General features: G+C 73.5%; 15 protein-coding genes. 6 read left to right on the top strand and 9 right to left on the bottom strand.

Annotated features, from left to right (window positions below; genetic code table 11):
* Positions 1-152: 152 nt before the first annotated feature.
* From EAD89_RS25275 to EAD89_RS25260, 4 genes are all read right to left on the bottom strand, one after another.
* Positions 153-1,535 (bottom strand): NarK/NasA family nitrate transporter, encoded by a 1,383-nt coding sequence (locus EAD89_RS25275; protein WP_121677450.1) that lies wholly within the window; start codon positions 1,533-1,535, stop codon positions 153-155.
* Positions 1,536-1,657: 122 nt separating this feature from the next.
* On the bottom strand, positions 1,658-1,951 hold the full coding sequence (locus EAD89_RS25270) for a hypothetical protein (protein WP_074314529.1): 294 nt from the start codon (positions 1,949-1,951) through the stop codon (positions 1,658-1,660).
* The gene (locus tag EAD89_RS25265; protein WP_121653902.1) at positions 1,941-2,228 is read right to left on the bottom strand and encodes a DUF6364 family protein; all 288 of its coding nucleotides are present in this window, start codon (positions 2,226-2,228) and stop codon (positions 1,941-1,943) included. The genes EAD89_RS25270 and EAD89_RS25265 overlap by 11 nt, the downstream gene beginning before the upstream one ends.
* Before the next feature lie 70 nt (positions 2,229-2,298).
* Positions 2,299-3,006, bottom strand: coding sequence for a methyltransferase domain-containing protein (locus EAD89_RS25260; RefSeq protein WP_121677465.1), 708 nt, complete (start codon positions 3,004-3,006; stop codon positions 2,299-2,301).
* 159 nt (positions 3,007-3,165) lie between these two features.
* Here EAD89_RS25260 and EAD89_RS25255 point away from each other — a divergent pair, with 159 nt between their 5' ends.
* From EAD89_RS25255 to EAD89_RS25235, 5 genes are read left to right on the top strand one after another with little or no spacing between them, the layout of a single operon-like run.
* The gene (locus tag EAD89_RS25255) at positions 3,166-5,307 is read left to right on the top strand and encodes a molybdopterin oxidoreductase family protein (RefSeq protein ID WP_121677449.1); all 2,142 of its coding nucleotides are present in this window, start codon (positions 3,166-3,168) and stop codon (positions 5,305-5,307) included.
* Positions 5,304-6,740: an FAD-dependent oxidoreductase gene (locus EAD89_RS25250; protein ID WP_121677448.1), complete on the top strand. Its 1,437-nt coding sequence runs from the start codon at positions 5,304-5,306 to the stop codon at positions 6,738-6,740. Before EAD89_RS25255 ends, EAD89_RS25250 begins: the two co-directional genes overlap by 4 nt.
* Positions 6,737-9,304, top strand: a complete 2,568-nt coding sequence (nirB, locus tag EAD89_RS25245) for a nitrite reductase large subunit NirB (protein ID WP_121677447.1) — start codon at positions 6,737-6,739, stop codon at positions 9,302-9,304. Before EAD89_RS25250 ends, nirB begins: the two co-directional genes overlap by 4 nt.
* Entirely contained in the window at positions 9,301-9,648 is a 348-nt protein-coding gene (gene nirD / locus EAD89_RS25240) for a nitrite reductase small subunit NirD (protein ID WP_121677446.1), read from the top strand. The genes nirB and nirD overlap by 4 nt, the downstream gene beginning before the upstream one ends.
* A complete protein-coding gene (locus EAD89_RS25235; protein WP_121677445.1) occupies positions 9,648-10,736 on the top strand; it encodes a uroporphyrinogen-III synthase in 1,089 nt (362 codons plus the stop codon). Before nirD ends, EAD89_RS25235 begins: the two co-directional genes overlap by 1 nt.
* Before the next feature lie 40 nt (positions 10,737-10,776).
* On the opposite strand, the gene EAD89_RS25230 is transcribed toward EAD89_RS25235, so the two are convergent.
* The 4 genes from EAD89_RS25230 to EAD89_RS25215 form a co-directional block, all read right to left on the bottom strand.
* Positions 10,777-11,400 carry an ATP/GTP-binding protein gene (locus EAD89_RS25230; RefSeq protein ID WP_121653909.1) on the bottom strand — a complete coding sequence of 208 codons (624 nt, stop codon included), beginning with the start codon at positions 11,398-11,400 and terminating at the stop codon, positions 10,777-10,779.
* Entirely contained in the window at positions 11,381-11,746 is a 366-nt protein-coding gene (locus EAD89_RS25225) for a DUF742 domain-containing protein (protein WP_007465174.1), read from the bottom strand. Before EAD89_RS25225 ends, EAD89_RS25230 begins: the two co-directional genes overlap by 20 nt.
* A gap of 90 nt (positions 11,747-11,836) precedes the next feature.
* On the bottom strand, positions 11,837-12,244 hold the full coding sequence (locus EAD89_RS25220; RefSeq protein ID WP_007465177.1) for a roadblock/LC7 domain-containing protein: 408 nt from the start codon (positions 12,242-12,244) through the stop codon (positions 11,837-11,839).
* Positions 12,241-15,396, bottom strand: a complete 3,156-nt coding sequence (locus tag EAD89_RS25215; protein WP_121677444.1) for a sensor histidine kinase — start codon at positions 15,394-15,396, stop codon at positions 12,241-12,243. Before EAD89_RS25215 ends, EAD89_RS25220 begins: the two co-directional genes overlap by 4 nt.
* A gap of 444 nt (positions 15,397-15,840) precedes the next feature.
* Here EAD89_RS25215 and EAD89_RS25210 point away from each other — a divergent pair, with 444 nt between their 5' ends.
* On the top strand, positions 15,841-17,022 hold the full coding sequence (locus tag EAD89_RS25210) for an ABC transporter substrate-binding protein (RefSeq protein WP_121652500.1): 1,182 nt from the start codon (positions 15,841-15,843) through the stop codon (positions 17,020-17,022).
* A gap of 154 nt (positions 17,023-17,176) precedes the next feature.
* On the opposite strand, the gene EAD89_RS25205 is transcribed toward EAD89_RS25210, so the two are convergent.
* Positions 17,177-17,944, bottom strand: coding sequence for an ABC transporter permease (locus tag EAD89_RS25205; RefSeq protein WP_233579103.1), 768 nt, complete (start codon positions 17,942-17,944; stop codon positions 17,177-17,179).
* Between the last annotated feature and the right edge of the window lie 15 nt (positions 17,945-17,959).

Below are 17,959 nucleotides of genomic sequence, written 5' to 3'. Positions count from 1 at the left end.
GGCCGGACCAGCGCGCACGAACGACCAAGCGTACCTGATAGGGCACGCCTCTGGATGTCGTACAACAGCAGGCAACGATACCCGGCGCCCCGTCAGCAGGTCAAAACGGGGGTACGGCCGCGCGTGCCAGCACGGACCCATCATGGCACAGCTCACACGCCGGCCAGGCGGGCCGCCCCCCGCCGGCGGTAGACGACCCAGGTGATCGCGACGCAGAGGGCGTACCACCCGATGAACGCCAGATACGCGGCGTCGGCCGTGCCGGAGGTCAGGAACGACTGGCGAAACGCGACGTTGACCAGCACCCCGCCGAAAGCGCCCACCGCTCCCGCGACGCCGATCAGCGCGCCGGTCATCCGCCGGGCCCAGCTCGCGGCGGCCACCGGATCGCACCGCCCGTCGGACACCGCTTCCGCCGCCCGGGCCCGGAAGATCGCCGGGATCATCTTGTACGTGGAGCCGTTCCCGACGCCGGAGAAGACGAACAGGGCGAGGAAACCCGCCAGGTAGAGCGTGAACGAGTGCTCCCGTGCCGCGTACAGGACCGTCCCCGCGCCGGCCGCCATCGCCACGAAGTTCCAGAACGTCACCCGGGCCCCGCCCAGCCGGTCGGCGAGGTGCCCGCCCAGCGGCCGGATCAGCGAGCCGACCAGCGGGCCGAGGAAGGTCAGCCAGGCGGCGTCGACCGGGGTGGGGAAGCGTTCGGCGAACTGGAGCTGGAGCACCTGGCCGAAGGCGAAGCCGAACCCGATGAACGACCCGAAGGTGCCGATGTACAGCACCGACATGATCCAGGTGTGCGGGTCGCGGGCCGCGGCGCGCAGCGCGCCGGGCTCGTTCCGGGCCCCGGGGACGGTGTCCAGCCACCGGGCCGCCGCCAGCGCCGCCAGCACGATCAGCGGCAGGTAGACCGCCGGCACCAACCGGGGGTACGCGGCCCCGGCGGTGGCCAGCACCGCCAGTCCGACCAGTTGCACCGCGGGTACGCCCAGGTTGCCGCCGCCCGCGTTGAGCCCGAGGGCCCGGCCCTTGAGCCGCTGCGGATAGAAAAGGTTGATGTTCGCCATCGAGGAGGCGAAGTTGCCGCCGCCGACCCCGGTCAGGCAGGCCAGCACCATCAGGGTCGGGTACGACACGCCCGGCTCCAGCAGCACCGTCATCGGCACGGTGGGCACCAGCAGCAGCAGCGCGCTGACGATGGTCCACCGCCTGCCGCCGAAGCGGGCCACCGCGAGGGTGTACGGCAGCCTCAGCACCGCGCCCAGCGCGGCCGGCACGGCGGTGAGCAGGAACTTGCCGGCCGGGTCGATGCCGTACTCGGGACCGAGGAAGAGCACGGTCACCGACCAGAGGCTCCACACCGAGAAGCCGACGTGCTCGGCGAAGATCGAGACCCAGAGGTTGCGCCGGGCGATCGGCGCGCCCGTCGTCCGCCAGAAGTCGGGGTCCTCGGGGCGCCAGTCGGCGAGCTCCCGCCGACGGCCGGCGGCGTCCGGCGGGGCGGTGGTGACTGCGGTGCTGGTGAGCGTGGGCACTGCGGCTCCTCCTCGTCGGTGTGACGAGGGGGAACGCTAGGAACACCGGATTACCGGGCGGTGCCCGGAGCGGGTCGACCCGGAAACGAGGGCCGCACCGCGGACCGGCGGCGGTGGTGAGGTCAGAGCTGCTGGAGGATGCGCAGCGCGCGACCGACCCGGAGCATGGTGTCGGTGTCGGCGACGTCCACGCAATCGGTGAACCACTTCTTCATCGGCGAGGAGAGCCGGTCGGGCATCACCACGTAGCGGCCCATCGACACGGCGAGCGGCGAGTCCCGCAGCAGCGACTCCTCCACGACCTCGACCACGATCACGATGGGCACGTCGGTGGAGTTGTAGACGTCCGAGCTGATCACGAGTCCGAGGCGTTCCCGGGCGCCCTCGATGCGCCAGACCTCACCCCTACGCAGCACGCGGCCGGCCGCGGAAGAGCAGGTCGTCGACCATGCCCACCTCGCGGGCGTCGGCGAGGGCGGCGGATTCGAGGTCGAGGCCGGCGCGGCTCACGGCGGCCGCGTGCGCGGTGAAGACCTCGCGCAGCGCCTTCTCCCGGGCGGCCTGGTCCATCCACGCGGAGAGCGACAGCCCCTCGCGCTTGGCGAACCGTCGGGCCTCCTCGATCGTCTCGTCTGTGAACGACAGGGTCACCTTGGCAGTCATGCCGGTGAGACTACCCATCGGTATGACCATCAGTCATCCTCGTGGACGGGCGGATCACCACCGGCGTCGAAACGTACATTCCGGCAGCGGGTCGCGGTCGTCAGCGTGCCGCACCGGTCGCCCGGCCGCCGAACACCGCGAAGCGCCACTCCTTGAAGTAGCAGTCGACGTCGACCAGGCCGGCCTCGGTGAGCCAGCGGCACTGGTCGGCCACGGTCGCCGGCCGGTCGTGCCGCATCCGCTCCCGGGCGGCGGCGATCTCCTCGGTAGGCGAACCCAGCTCCGCGATCCGGGCGGTCCACACCTCGTCGTAGCGCCGGTCCAGAGCCGGGGTCGGGCCGGCCACCTGCTCGGCGTTGACGAACACCCCGCCGGGCACCAGCGCGTCGGCGGCCCGCCGGTACAGATCCTGCTTGCCGGCGTCGTCCAAGTGGTGGATCGCCAGGGCGCTGACCACCGCGTCGTACCGGCCGGCCGGCAGCGGGTCGGCCAGGTCGGCCCGGACCATGCGGTGCGGCACGGACCGGGCGTGCAGTTCGTCGGCGGCGCGGGCGAGCATCGCCGGCGCCGCGTCCACCAGGGTCAGGCACACTCCCGGCACGGCGGCAGCGAGCAGCAGCGAGAGCAGGCCGGTGCCCGCGCCCAGGTCCAGCACCTCCGGGGTGCGCCCGGCGGCGAGCGCGTCGCGCAGTGGTGGCGTGGCGACCTGGACGGCCGTGCCGTAGAAGGCGTCGAAGCAGGGCACCAGCCGTCGACGGGCTTCGTCGTAGCTGCCGGCCACCGCGTCGAACGCGTCCGCCACAGTCATCGCACCCTCCCGCATATCGAGACACATTTCCCACATTCTAGATCGCGAACGCCGTCCCGCAAACGCGCCCTCCGCGCCGGTGCGGTGTGAGGCCCACTTGACAGGACCGAAACAGAAGGGACCCGGACCGGAAACCGCCCGACGGCACGCTTTCCCGACATGACAGACGGTGCACGGTCGACAACGCGACCGGGGCCCTCGCCCCGGGAGGTCGCGACGCACTGCCCGTACTGCGCGCTCCAGTGCGGGATGGTGCTGCGCGAGGACGCCGACGGGGTGACGGTGCTCCCCCGCCAGTTCCCCACCAACCGGGGCGGGCTCTGCCAGAAGGGCTGGACCGCCGCCGAGCTGCTCGACCACCCCGACCGGCTGACCACCCCGCTGCTGCGCGACCCGGCCAGCGGCGAGCTGCGCCCCGCCAGCTGGGACGCCGCGCTGCAACGGATCGTCAGCGGCATCCGCGCCGTCCAGGCCGAGTCCGGCCGCGACGCGGTCGCCGTGTTCGGCGGCGGGGGGCTCACCAACGAGAAGGCGTACGCGCTGGGCAAGTTCGCCCGCGTCGCGCTGCGCACCCGGCACATCGACTACAACGGACGGTTCTGCATGTCCTCGGCGGCGGCCGCCGGCCTGCGCGCCTTCGGCGTCGACCGAGGGCTGCCGTTCCCCCTCGCCGACCTGGGCCGGGCCGACACGTTGCTGCTGGTCGGCGCCAACCCGGCGGAGACCATGCCGCCACTGGTCCGCTGGCTGACCGAGCAGCGCCGCAACGGCGGCCGACTGATCGTGGTCGACCCACGGGCCACCGCCACCGCACGCCAGGCCGACCTGCACCTGCAACCGCTGCCCGGCACCGACCTCGCGGTGGCCAACGCGCTGCTGCACATCGCGCTCACCGAGGGCTGGATCGACCGGGCGTACGTCGCGGAACGGACCACCGGCTACGAGGAGGTCCGGCGCAGCGTCGCGGCCTGGTGGCCGGCCCGCGCGGAACAGCTCTCCGGCGTGCCGGTGGCCGACCTGGAGGCGACCGCCCGGGCCCTGGGCACCGCCGGACGGGCGATCATCCTCACCGCGCGCGGCGCCGAGCAGCACGCCAAGGGCGTCGACACCGTCACCGCGTACGTCAACCTCGCGCTCGCCCTCGGCCTGCCCGGCCGACCCGGCTCCGGGTACGGCTGCCTGACCGGCCAGGGCAACGGCCAGGGCGGACGGGAGCACGGGCAGAAGGCCGACCAGTTGCCCGGCTACCGACGCATCGACGATCCGGCCGCGCGGGAGCACGTCGCCGGGGTCTGGGGCGTACCGGCCGACGAGCTGCCCGGGCCGGGGGTGCCGGCGTACCAACTGCTCGACTCGCTCGACACTCCGGGCGGGCCGCGGGCGCTGCTGGTGCTCGGCTCCAACCCGGTGGTGTCCGCACCCCGGGCGGCCCACGTCGAACGCCGGCTGCGCGGGCTCGACCTGCTGGTCGTGGCCGACCTGCTGCTGTCCGAGACGGCCGCGCTGGCCGACGTGGTGCTGCCCACGGCGCAGTGGGCCGAGGAGGACGGCACCATGACCAACCTGGAGGGCCGGGTGCTGCGCCGACGGGCGCTCCGCCCTCCCCCGCCGGGCGTCCGTACCGACCTGGCCATCCTCTCCGACCTCGCGACCCGGTTGGCCGCCGCCGAGCCGACAGCGGCGACGACCGGCACCTCGGCATCCCGGTTCCCGACCGATCCGGCCGCGGTCTTCGCGGAGCTGCGGCGCGCCTCCGCCGGTGGGCCGGCCGACTACGCCGGGATCAGCTGGCCCCGGATCGACGCCGCCGACGGCGTCTTCTGGCCCTGCCCCACCGAGGACGGGCCGGACACGCCTCGGCTCTTCACCGACCGGTTCGCCACCCCGGACGGCCGTGCCCGGTTCCATCCGGTGGACCACCGCCCCGCCGCCGAGCCGGTCTGCGACGAGTACCCCCTGCACTTCACCACCGGCCGGGTGCTCGCCCAGTACCAGTCCGGCACCCAGACCCGGCGGGTGGACGCGCTGCGCCGGGCCGCCCGGGACGCCTTCGTCGAGCTGCACCCCGACCTGGCCGCCCGGCTCGGCATCGGCGACGGGGAACCGGTGCGGGTCACCTCCCGGCGGGGCGAGCTACAGGCCCCGGCCCGGGTCAGCCCGACCATCCGGCCGGACACCGTCTTCGCGCCGTTCCACTGGCCGGGCGCCGCCCGGGCCAACTCGGTCACCAACGACGCGGTGGACCCGATCTCCGGGATGCCCGAGTTCAAGATCTGCGCCGTGCGGGTGGAGAGGGCATGACCGAACGCGTGGTGATCGTCGGCAACGGGATGGCCGGCGCGCGGCTCGCCGCCGAGCTGCACGCCCGCGCCGGCGACCGCAAGGTGACCGTGCTCGGGGCGGAACCGCACCGGGCGTATAACCGCATCATGCTCTCCGCGCTGCTGGCCGGACGGATCCGCGAGCGGGACGTGGCGCTGGCCGAGGCCGCCGGGCACGGCGGCGACCTGCGCCCCGGCGTGCCGGTGACCGGCATCGACCGGGCCGGACGGACGGTCCGCACCGCCGACGGTGACCGGATCGGCTACGACCACCTGGTGCTGGCCACCGGCAGCCGAGCGGTGGTGCCGCCGCTGCCCGGCCTGGACGGGGAACTGCCCCGCCGGGTGGTGCCCTTCCGCACCCTGGACGACTGCCGACGGATCCTCGCGGTGGCCGACGGCGCGCGCAGCGCGCTGGTCCTCGGCGGCGGGCTGCTCGGCCTGGAGGCTGCCCGCGCACTGGCCACCCGGGGGCTGGCGACCACGGTCGTCCACCCCACCGGGCACCTGATGGAACGGCAGCTCGACCCGGCGGCCGGCGCGGTGCTCGCCGGCACCCTGGCCGGCCTGGGCGTCACCATCCAGCTCGCGGTGGCGGCGACCGGCGTGGCCGCGGACGCCGCGGGCGTCCGCCTCGCGCTGGCCGACGGCCGGTCGCTGCATGCCGACCTGCTGGTGCTCTCCTGCGGGGTACGCCCCGACACCACGCTCGCCGCCGCAGCCGGCCTGGCCGTGCGTCGTGGCGTCGTGGTGGACGACCGGCTGCGCACCAGCGACGAGCGGATCTCGGCGATCGGCGACTGCGCCGAACACGACGGCACCCTCACCGGGCTGGTCGCCCCCGCCTGGGCCCAGGCGGGGGTGCTGGCCCAGGTGCTCAGCGGCGCCGAGCCGCCGGCCCGGTACCGGCCTCGACCGGCGGTGACCCGGCTGAAGGCGGCCGGGATCGACCTGGCCGCGATGGGCGACGCCACCGGCGACGGTCCGGACGAGGAGCTGACCTTCACCGACCCGGCCCGGGGCACGTACGCCCGGCTGCGCATCCGCGACGAGCGGCTGACCGGCGCGATCCTGCTCGGCGACAACCCGACGATCGGCACGGTGATCCAGCTCTTCGACCGGGGTCAGCCCGTTCCGGCCGACCGGCGGTCCCTGCTGCTGGGACGGGCCTCGGGCGCCGCCGGCACGGCACCGGCCGCGTCTCCGGCGCTGATGCCGGACGCGGCCACGGTCTGCCAGTGCAACGCGGTAACCAAGGGCGCCCTGGTGAGCTGCTGGCGCTCCGGCGCCCGGAGCGTCGACGCCGTGCTGGCGGCGACCCGGGCCGGCACCGGCTGCGGCGGCTGCCGGGACGCCGTCGCCGGCATCGTCGACTGGCTGTCCCAAGCGGATTCGGTGGAGGTGACGCGATGAACGGCGGCGATCTGGTCGTCATCGGCAACGGCATGGTCGGGCAGCGGTTCGTGGACGCGTTGCGGGCCCGCGACCCGCACGGGCGGTGGCGGGTGACGGTGCTCGCCGAGGAGGGCCGCCCGGCGTACGACCGGGTGCGGCTCTCGGCGTTCTTCGACGGCGTGGACGCGGACGCGCTGAACCTGCACACCCCGCACGACGGGGTACAGCTGCGCCTCGGCGAGCCGGCCACCGCGATCGACCGCGAGCGGCGGGTGGTCAGCACGGCCACCGGCGAACACCGGTACGACGCGCTGGTGCTGGCCACCGGGTCGTACCCGTTCGTGCCGCCGGTGCCCGGCGCGGACCTGCCCGGGGTCTTCGTCTACCGCACCCTCGACGACCTGGCGGCTCTCCGGGCCTACGCCCGGGGCCGGCGGGCCGGCGCGGTGATCGGCGGCGGGCTGCTGGGGCTGGAGGCGGCGAACGCCCTGCGGCTGCTCGGACTGCGCACCGACGTGGTCGAGTTCGCGCCCCGGCTGATGCCGGTGCAGGTGGACCCGGCCGGCGGCGCCATGCTCCGGCGCTACGTCGAGGAGTTGGGCGTGCGGACCCACCTCGGGGTGGCCACCACCGCGATCCGGCCCGGCCCGGACGGCTCGGTCGCCGCCCTGGAACTCTCCGACGGCCACATCGTGGAGGCCGAACTGGTGGTGGTGGCCGCCGGCATCCGGCCCCGGGACGACCTGGCCCGGGCCGCCGGCCTGCCGCTGGGTCCGCGCGGCGGGGTGCTGGTCGACGAGACCTGTCGCAGCGCCGACGAATGGATCTGGGCGGTGGGCGAGTGCGCGGCGGTCGACGGCACCTGCCACGGCCTGGTCGCCCCGGGGTACGCGACGGCCGAGGTGGTGGCCGACCGGTTGCTCGGCGGCGCGGCGACCTTCCCCGGCGCGGACACGGCCACCAAGCTGAAACTGCTCGGCGTCGACGTGGCCTCGTTCGGCGACGCGCACGGCGTGACCCCGGGCTGCCTGGATGTGACCTTCACCGACCCCGCCACCCGGGTGTACGCCAAGCTGGTCCTCTCCGACGACGCGCGCACCCTGCTCGGTGGTGTGCTGGTCGGTGACGCCAGCGCGTACCCGACGCTGCGGGCCAGCGTGGGTGGCCCGCTGCCGGCCGCCCCGCTGGCGCTGCTCGCGCCGGACGGCGGCGCGGACGCCGGCGCGCTGCCCGCCGCCGCCCAGGTCTGCTCCTGCAACGCGGTGACCCGGGGCGACGTGGACGCCGCCATCGCCGGTGGCTGCGCGGACGTGCCGGCGTTGAAGGCGTGCACCAGGGCCGGCACCAGCTGCGGCTCCTGCGTGCCGATGTTGAAGCAGCTCCTGGACGCGGCCGGCGTGGCGCAGTCCACCGCGCTCTGCGAGCACTTCGAAGCCAGCCGGCGCGAACTGTTCGAGATCGTCCGGGTACGCCGCATCCGCACCTTCTCCCGGCTGGTCGCCGAACACGGCCGGGGGCGCGGCTGCGACATCTGCAAACCCGTGGTGGCGTCGATCCTCGCCTCGTTGGGCGCCGGGCATGTGCTCGACGGTGAGCAGGCGTCGCTACAGGACACCAACGACCACTTCCTGGCCAACCTGCAACGCGACGGCAGCTACTCGGTGGTGCCCCGGATCCCCGGCGGTGAGATCACCCCGGAGAAGCTGATCGTCATCGGCGAGGTGGCCCGCGACTTCCGCCTCTACACCAAGATCACCGGTGGTCAGCGGATCGACCTGTTCGGAGCCCGGGTGGAGCAGCTGCCGCAGATCTGGCGGCGGCTGGTGGATGCCGGCTTCGAGTCCGGCCACGCGTACGGCAAGGCGCTGCGTACGGTGAAGTCCTGTGTCGGCGAGACCTGGTGCCGGTACGGGGTGCAGGACTCGGTGGGCCTGGCCGTCGCGCTGGAGCTGCGCTACCGGGGGCTACGCGCCCCGCACAAGATCAAGTCAGCGGTCTCCGGCTGCGCCCGCGAGTGCGCCGAGGCGCGTAGCAAGGACTTCGGCGTCATCGCCACCGAGACCGGCTGGAACCTGTACGTCGGCGGCAACGGCGGCTTCCGGCCCCGGCACGCCGACCTGTTCGCCACCGACCTGTCCACAGAGGCGCTGATCTCGCTGATCGACAGGTTCTTGATGTACTACATCCGCACCGCCGACCGGCTGCAACGCACCGCCGCCTGGATCGAGGCCATGGACGGTGGCCTCGACCATTTGCGGTCGGTCATCGTCGACGACGCGCTGGGGCTCTGCGCCGACCTCGACGCGGCGATGGCCCGGCACGTCGCCTCGTACTCCGACGAGTGGCGGGACGTGCTGAACGACCCGGAGCGGCTGCGCCGGTTCACGTCCTTCGTCAACGCCCCGGACGTGCCCGACCCGTCGATCAGATTCGCACTGGAGCGCGGCCAGCCGGTGCCGGCGCGTGGGGCTCCGCCGCCGACAGCGCCGGGCGAAGAGCGGCACGGCCGGGAACGGGAAGCGGACGACACCGACCAACGGCGACAGCCGGTGGCGCTGGGCCTGCCGGAGGTACGGCGATGACCGCGACCGTCACGCTGACCTGGACCCGGGTCTGCCGGCTCGACAGGCTGGAGCCCGACCGGGGCGTCGCCGCCCTCGTCGACGGTGTGCAGGTGGCACTCTTCCGGACCGCGGACGGGCTGTTCGCCATCGACAACCACGACCCGGTCGCCGACGCGTACGTGCTGTCCCGGGGCATCGTGGGCAGCCGCGGCGTGGTGCCGACGGTTGCCTCGCCGCTGCACAAGCAGGTGTACGACCTGCGCACCGGGCAATGCCTCGACCGGCCCGGCGTGGCCGTGGCCCGGCACGACGTGCGCTGTCGGGACGGGCTGGTCGAGGTGCGGCTGCGACAGGAGGCCTGATGCGTACGGAACTGTCCGGCTTCACCGTCGGGGTGACCGCCGACCGGCGGCGCGACGAGCTGGCCGCGCTGCTCGAGCGACGCGGCGCCCGGGTGGTCCTCGCGCCGGCACTGCGGATCGTGCCGTTGTCCGACGACACCGAGCTGCGCGAGGCGACCCGCGCCTGCCTGGACCGGCCGCCGGACATCCTGATGGCCAACACCGGCATCGGCATGCGCGGGTGGCTGGAGGCCGCCGAGGGCTGGGGCCTGGCCGAGCCGCTGCGCTCGGTGCTGGCCAGGTCGTACGTGGTGGCCCGGGGCCCGAAGGCGCGCGGCGCGATCCGGGCCGCCGGGCTGCACGACCAGTGGTCGCCGGCCTCGGAGAGCTGCGACGAGGTGGTCGACCACCTGCGGCGGCGCGGCGTGGCCGGGCAGGTGATCGCCATGCAGCTGCACGGCGAGCGGCAGCCGGACTGCACGCTCGCGCTGGAAGCGGCCGGCGCCACGGTGATCGAGGTGCCGGTCTACCGCTGGGCCCCGCCGACCGACCCGGCGCCCCTGCACCGGTTGGTCGACCTGATCGCCGGACGACTGGTGGACGCGGTGACGTTCACCTCGGCACCGGCGGTCGAGGCGCTGCTGCGGGCGGCCGGGGACCGCACCGACGCGGTGCTCTCCGCCCTGCGCGACGACGTGCTGGCCAGCTGCGTCGGCGCGGTCACCGCCGAGCCGCTGCTGCGGCTCGGGGTGCCGGTCAGCGCGCCGAACCGGGCTCGGCTCGGCGCGCTGGTGCGGACCATCGTCGACGAACTGCCCCGCCGGACGACGACGCTCAAGGCCGGCGGACACCTGCTCACCCTGCGCGGACACGCCGCGGTGATCGACGGTGAGCTGCGCCCGCTCGCCCCCGCCCCGATGGCGGTGCTGCGTGCGCTGGCCCAGTCCCCCGGCCGGGTGCTGTCCCGCACCGCGCTGCTGCGGACCCTGCCCCGGGGCGCCGACGAGCACGCGGTGGAGATGGCCGTGGCCCGACTCCGGGCCGGCCTGCACGCCCCCCGCGTGGTGCAGACCGTGGTCAAGCGCGGCTACCGGCTCCGGATCGACTGACCAGCGCGGCCGGTCGGTGTGCGCCGCCGGCCGCGTCGGATCAGCCGACCGGCGTGGGAAAGCCCCGGCCGTGCTCGGCCTGAAGCCGGATCATGGCGTGCTCGACCACCGTCACCAGCACCTGCTTGACCGAATCCCGTTGCCGGGCATCGGTCATCACCAGCGGCACCTGCGGCGAGATGGCCAGCGCCTCCCGGACCTCCTCCAGCTCGTACTGGGGAGCGTCGTCGAACCGGTTCAGCGCCACCACGTACGGCAGGTTGCGGTTCTCGAAGTAGTCCAGGGGCGCGAAGGCATCCGTGATCCGGCGGGTGTCCACCAGCACGGCGGCGCCCACCGCACCCCGGATGATCTCGTCCCACATGAACCAGAACCGGGTCTGGCCCGGCGTACCGAAGAGGTACAGGATCAGGTCCTGGGCCATGGTGATACGGCCGAAGTCCATGGCGACCGTGGTGGTCTCCTTGCCCGGCACCTTGGACGGGTCGTCGATGCCGACACCGGCCGCGGTCATCACCGCCTCCGTGGTCAGCGGTGTGATCTCGGAGATCGACCCGACCAGCGTCGTCTTGCCGACGCCGAAGCCGCCCGCGACGACGATCTTCGCGGAGACGATTCCCCGGCTCGGCCGCCCCCCGGCGGGGTCATAGCCTGCGAAGTCCACTTAGCACCCTTCCAAGCAGTTCCATCCGCTCCTCGAACCCCTCGGCGGGAGCAGCAGTGTGTAACGTCAGCAGGCTCTCGGCCACCATGTCGGCGACCAGCACCCGGGCGACGCCGAGCGGCATCCGGGTGTACGCGGCGATCTCCGCCAGCGACTGTGCACGGCCCTCACAGACCGTGGCGATTCGGTGCTTGTCATGCCCGGCGAAGCGGGACTCTGCGACCTGGGTGGGAGAAGCCGTGAGGACCGCCTCGAGGGCGATGTCCTGCCGGGGCTCGGTACGACCACGGGTGACCGCATAGGGACGCACCAGAGCGCCGCGCGGGTCAGCGCGCCGTTGGTCCATCCCCGATCACCTCCTCGTCCCCCGTGGAGCCGGTCCACACCGCCTCCCCTCCCTGGTCCTGCGCGCGGTCGGCACGCCGTCGTTCCGTCGCTACGAGCGCACCGCGTCGCGCGGCAGCGGCACCAGCGCGGCACCCACCCGCTCGACCAGCAACGCCATCTCGTAGCCCACCTGACCCACGTCGCAGCTGCGAGCGGCCAGCACGGCCATCGACGAGCCGTCGCTGATCGACATGAGGAAGAGGTAGCCGCTGTCCATCTCGATGACGGTCTGCAACACCCCGCCCGCGCTGAACATGCGGGCCGCGCCCTCGGTCAGGCTCACCACACCGGAGGTGATCGCGGCGAGCTGGTCCGCCCGGTCTCCCGGGAGGTCCCGGGAGGAGGCGAGCAGCAGCCCGTCTGCGGACACCGCCACCACGTGGGCGATACCCGCCACGCTGTCGGCGAAGTTGGTGAGCAGCCAACCCATGTCCTGCATGGCAGCTGGCCTGTTCATCGGCTCTCCTTGGTCGAGGTGCTGTTCAGGTCCGTACCGGCCGTCCGTCCGCGCTGCACGCCACGGTGGTAGGCCGACAACAGACCGCGTACTTCATCGGGGGTCCGCCGGCTGCGGTCCCGGCCGACCTTCGGTTCGATGCCGCCCGGCACGAGCTGCGCCTGCGGCACCCGCTTGGGAAGGCCCGAGCGGGTCGTACCAGCGGCGGCCGGCTCGGCGGCACGGCTCGCCCGGGACCAGCCCTCGTCCGCCGCGGTCCGCCAGGCGCTCGGGTCCGTCGCCGGAGCTGCGGGAGCGCTCGGGGCGGCCGGCGCGCTCGGGGTGGCCGGCGCGGGCCGGGCAGCCGGCGGCGGGTTGTACGACGGCGGCGGCGGTGCCGCTGCGCCGAGCCCACCGGTGCTCGCGGCGCCGAGCCCACCGGTGCTCGCGGCGCCCGGGTTTCCGGTGCCGTCGGTGGCGGATCCGCCCGGGGTACGGGTCGGCAGTTTCGGTCGGGCCGGCGTCGCGGCCGGCGCGGACGCGGCGGCCGAGTGACCGCCGCCCGAGCGCAGGCCGGCGTCGGCCGAGCTGGCACCGGCCGCAGGTGGCGGCGAGTCGAACTTCGGCCGAGTGAAGATCGCCGTGGCGTCGTCGCCGTGCGACCGGAACCAGACCGCTTCCATCTCCCGGAAGATCGGCGCCTCGGCGGGGAAGTCCGGCCGGTTGGTTACCGGCGCCGGCACCGGCGGCGCGGCCGGCGGTGCGACCGCACCGGGGCCGGCGACCGGCCCGACCGGCAGCACCGGCGCATTCCGCGCGTCGGTGGCGTCCGCCCCCGAGCCACGCCGGGGCAGCGGGTCGACGGTCGGGTAGGCCACCGTCGGGCTGCCCACCGAGGCACCCCCACCGGTGAACGGGGTCCGGGCCGGCGGCACCGGAGCGACCGGGGCCGGCGCGGGCGGCGCCGGCGTCTGCGCCCCGGCGAAGCCGCCGGCCTGCACGGCCGGGGCGGTGTTCCGGGCGTCAACCGGTGACGGCCAGGTCGCCGGCGCCGGCGTGCTGGTCCGCCACTGGTCGGGCAGCGTCGCCGCCGAGGTGGTGGCGCCGGCGAACGGCTCGGCGTGATTGACCGGGGTGAGCGGCGTCTGCTCGACCGCCATCGGTTGGCGTGGCCGGGTCAGCACCTGCTCGCGGCCCCGGTTGGTGGGCAGCACGACGGTGGCGGCGGGCAGCGTCACCTGGGCAACGGTGCCGCCCTCCATGTTGCGGCGCAACTCGACGCGGATCCCGTAGCGGGAGGCGAGCCGGCTCACCACGGCCAGACCCATCAGACGGAACGCGGCGACGTCGACGCTCGGCGGCGCGGCCAGCCGCCGGTTGAGCGAGTCGAGCTGCTCGTCGCTGAGGCCGAGCCCCCGGTCCTCGATCTGGATCAGCACGTAGTCGCGGATCCGGCGACCGTCGGCGACCACGGTGGTGTTCGGCGGCGAGAAGCGGGTGGCGTTGTCGAGCAGTTCGGCGACGAGGCGTACGACGTCGTTGACCGCGTGCGCGGCCACCGAGATGTCGGTGTCCACCGTGCCGAACTCGATGCGGTTGTAGAGCTCGACCTCGGACTGGGCGGCGCGCAGGACGTCCACCACCAGGGCGTCGTCGCGGCGCGGTACGGCGGAGTCGGCGCCGGCCAGGACCAGCAGGTTCTCGTCGTTGCGGCGCATCCGGGTGGCGAGGTGGTCCAGCTCGAAGAGCTGCGCCAACCGCTTCGGGTCCTCCTCGCCACGCTCGATCGCGTCCAGCTCGCCGATCATCCGGTCGACCAGGGTCTGACTGCGGCGGGCCAGGTTGAGGAACATGGCCGAGACGCTGGTACGCAGCGCGGCCTGCTCGGCGGCGACCCGCACCGCCTCCCGGTGTACGACGTTGAAGGCCAACGCCACCTGACCGACCTCGTCGCGGCTGTTGAGCCGGATCGGGTCCCGGACCTGACGGACGATCTCGTCCACCCCGCCGTCGCCCACGCTGCCCATGTTCTGCAGCCGCTGCACCGCGTCGGGCAGGTCGTGGTTGGCCACCGAGAGCGCGCCCTCGCGCAGCCGGCGCAGCGAGTGGTTCAGCGAGCGGGCCAGCACCACGGCCAGCGACACGGCGATGATCAGGGTCAGCAGCACCAGCACCGACTCGACCACGGCCTGCCGGATGACGCTCGAGCGCGCCTGGTCGGCCTGCTCGAGCAGCCGGTTCTGCAGTTGGATCTCGGCCCAGCGCATCAGGTCGTGGACCGCGCCGATGGCGGAGGTGGCGTCCTGGGCGCCGACCAGCGGGCGCTGCCCCACCGAGCGGGTGATGTCGGTGGCCACCCGGTCGGCCAGGCCGACGGCGTCACCGGAGACGGTGCTGTCGACCAGAGCGCGCTGCACCGGGTCCGCGGCGAGCGAGAAGGCGACCAGTGCCTCCTGCTGGCTGGTCAGCGTGGCGACGAAGGAGGAGAACTGCTCCTCGTCGAGTTGACCGGTGGTCAGCGCGGTGAAGGCGACCGCCTCCTCCTCGGCGACGGAGGCCTTGGCCCGGGCGAACGCGGCGACCGCCCGGCGGCTGTCCGACAGGCTCTCCTCGCCGGGCAGCTGGGCCAGCCCGTCACCGTAGGCGACCAGGTCGGTGAGGATGACGCCGTACCGCAGCACCGCCTCGGCGACGGCCATCTGCCGGCGGTCGAGCACCTCCTGGCGGGTGCCGTCCAACGTGGTCAGGTGCTCGTCGATCGCGGCCAACCGGTCCCGCAGGGCCGCCGGCACCTCGCCGATCCGGCCGCGCTCGGCGCGGTACTCGTCCACCCGCTGCTGCGTCTGGCGGACCCGCAGGTTGTACGTGTCGGCGGGCTGCTGCGGCGCGGCCAGGTAGGCCGCCGCGGCCATCCGCTCGACCTGGAGGTCCTGGGTCAGGGCGCTGACGTCGATGGAGAGCGCGGTGAGCGACCGCGCCCGGGTGGCGTCGAAGGCGCCCTCGCCAACCGAGATCAGCCGGACCGTGGCCAGCGCGATCACCGCCGCCACCGGGACGACCAGGATCAGCGCCAGCTTGGACCGGATCCGGGCGTCGCGCAGTCTCGGCATGCGTCGGCGCGTGGGCCGAGCGGTGTCGCCGAGCGCGGGCAGGGTCGTCGGTCCGGTGCTCACGACATCGCCTCCGTCGTTTCTTCCCCGCCTGACCCGCCGAACCGTGCCGCCAGCGGAGGGGACCACGCGCGGCACGGCCGCGATTTCATCAGAGAAGGTCCTCTTTGGGAAGCCGCAGTGGGGTAGGAAACGGTCGGACGGCGCGCAACCCGTGATCCGGTCAACTGATACCTTCATTTCCGCAAGCCCCTGAACAGGGCATGTAACTCCAGAGTGGTCGCGCGTGTATGCAAAGTGAGCTTTTGCAAACATTGCGTTACCCCAGCATGTGGGATGGCCGTCCCGAAAATGCGACCCGCGTCCGCGCTTGACCACAGCGCCGGCCATTGGCAAGGTTTTGCAGGCTTCGCGCACACCGTACGGCAGAGGAGATACCGTCCTCCACTGAGGACGGATTAGCGGCGGTGACCGGGCAGCGCCCGCGCCCGCACCTGGAGGACTGAGTTGAGCCCCATCCGCTCCGCGACCATCGCGGCGCTCGCATCGGCCGTAGTTGCCACCACGCTCACCGGCTGCCAGTTCGGCGGGGACGACAAGGACACGAGTCCGATCGTGATCGCCGCGGACCTCGAACTCTCCGGCGCCGCCGCACCGGTCGGCCGGGCATACCAACGGGCCCTGGAACTCAAGCGCGACCAGTTGAACTCATCCGGCGCGCTGAACGGCCGGAAGATCGAACTGAAGTGGAAGGACAACCGTTCCGACGCCGCCGAGTCGTTGCGCAACATCGCCGACTTCAGCGGTGATTCCCGGGTCAGCGCCATCATCATGGGCGGCTGCAACGAATGCGCGGTCGGCGCGGTCGGGGCCATCAACGAGAAGCGGATTCCCACCATTGCGCTCGCCGCTTCCGGTGCGATCGCCAGCCCGGTCGCGGAACGGCGATACGTGTTCAAGCTGGGCCCGAACGCCGCGGACAGCGCCGCGGCACTCACCACCGAACTGCGTCGCAAGAACGTCCGCAAGGTGGGCCTGCTCCACACCGACGACGACTACGGCCGGGAGGGCGCGGTCGCGCTCCGCCGGGAGCTGGCCAAGACCACCATCAAACCGGTCGGCGAGGAGTCGGTGAAGACCACCGACACCGACGTCTCGCAACAGGTCGGGCGGCTGGCGAAGCTCAAGCCCGACGCGCTGGTCATCTGGACCCCGCCGGAGCAGGCGGCGCTGGCCGCCACCAGCGCCCAGCAGACCACCTTCCGCGGGTCGCTCTTCTTCGATCCGGGGGCGGCGGGCGATCTCTTCCTCGGCGCGGCGGCCCGGGCCACCGAGCGGGCCACGCTGATCTTCACCCAGACCATGGTGATCGATGACGTGATCGCCACGACGCCGGCGAAGGCGGCCCGGCGGCAGTGGTTCCAGGACTACACCGCGCGTTTCGGCGGGTACAACGGATCCTCGTCCTTCGCCGCCGACGCGATGCAGCTCATCGCGGACGCCGAGCTGCGTGCCGGCGGCCCGGCGGGCAAGGTGGACCGGGACGGCCTCCGGGACGTGCTGGAGACGTCCCAGATGGACGGCCTCTCCGGCCCGATCCGGATGACGCCGGACAACCACTCCGGGCTGATGCCCCAGGCGCTCACCACGCTCGTCGCCCGCAACGGGCGCTGGCGCTTGGCGGGGTAGACGCTTCGCACCTGGGGTTCTGCTCGCGGCCTGGTCCGCCGTGGTCGGGGTGGGCCACACCCGGTGCGTCACCGGCGAACGGAAAGGGCCGGCCTCCATTGGGGGGCCGGCCCTGCGCGTTTCCGAGGGTGGATCTTGTTTGTGGCGTCCCGGGTCAGCGGCTGCTGGTGGTCTCCCGGACCCAGGGCAGGGAGATCCGCTCGAGCAGCACCAGCACCGAGTAGAGCAGGATGCTCACCAGTGCCACCAGCATGATCGCCGCCCAGGCGGTGGGGGTGTCGCCGATGCCGGCGTACTGGACGATGACGTAGCCCAGGCCGCTCTCGCCGGCCTGGAACTCACCGATCACCGCGCCGATCGCGGCCAGCGGCATGGCCACCTTGAGCCCGACGAAGATCTGCGGCAGCGCGGCCGGGAAGCGCACCTTGCGGAAGGCCTGCCAGCGCGAGGCGTTCCAGGAGCGGACCAGCTCCGCCAGGTCGGCCGGGGTCGTGGTCAGCCCGGTCGCGGTGGAGAGCACGATCGGAAAGAAGCAGAGCAGGAACACCATGGTCAGGATGGGCGTCTGACCCCAGCCGAACGCGACCACCAGCAGCGGACCCAGCGTGATCTTGGGCACCGCGTTGACGGCGACCAGCAGCGGGGTGAACATCCGCTCCACCGTGCTGGAGCTGGCCAGGGAGAGCCCGATCAGGACACCGGCTGCCGCCGACAGGGCGAAGCCGATCACGATCTCCAACAGGGTGTCCCAGGTGTGCTCCAGCATCCGGGCGGGCTTGTCGACGAACGCCGTGAGCACGTCGCCCGGCGGTGGCAGGGCGGCCGGGTGCACCAGCTCCAGCCGGGCGATCAGCCACCAGGCCGCCAGGGCGACCAGGATGCCGGCCACGGGCAGCAGCGTCGCTCCGGCCCCGGCACGCAGGCCGGCGCCCCGCCC

It is taken from the genome of Micromonospora sp. BL4 (assembly GCF_003667505.1).
Classification (GTDB): domain Bacteria; phylum Actinomycetota; class Actinomycetes; order Mycobacteriales; family Micromonosporaceae; genus Micromonospora.
This window is presented reverse-complemented; position numbering and strand designations above follow the sequence as displayed.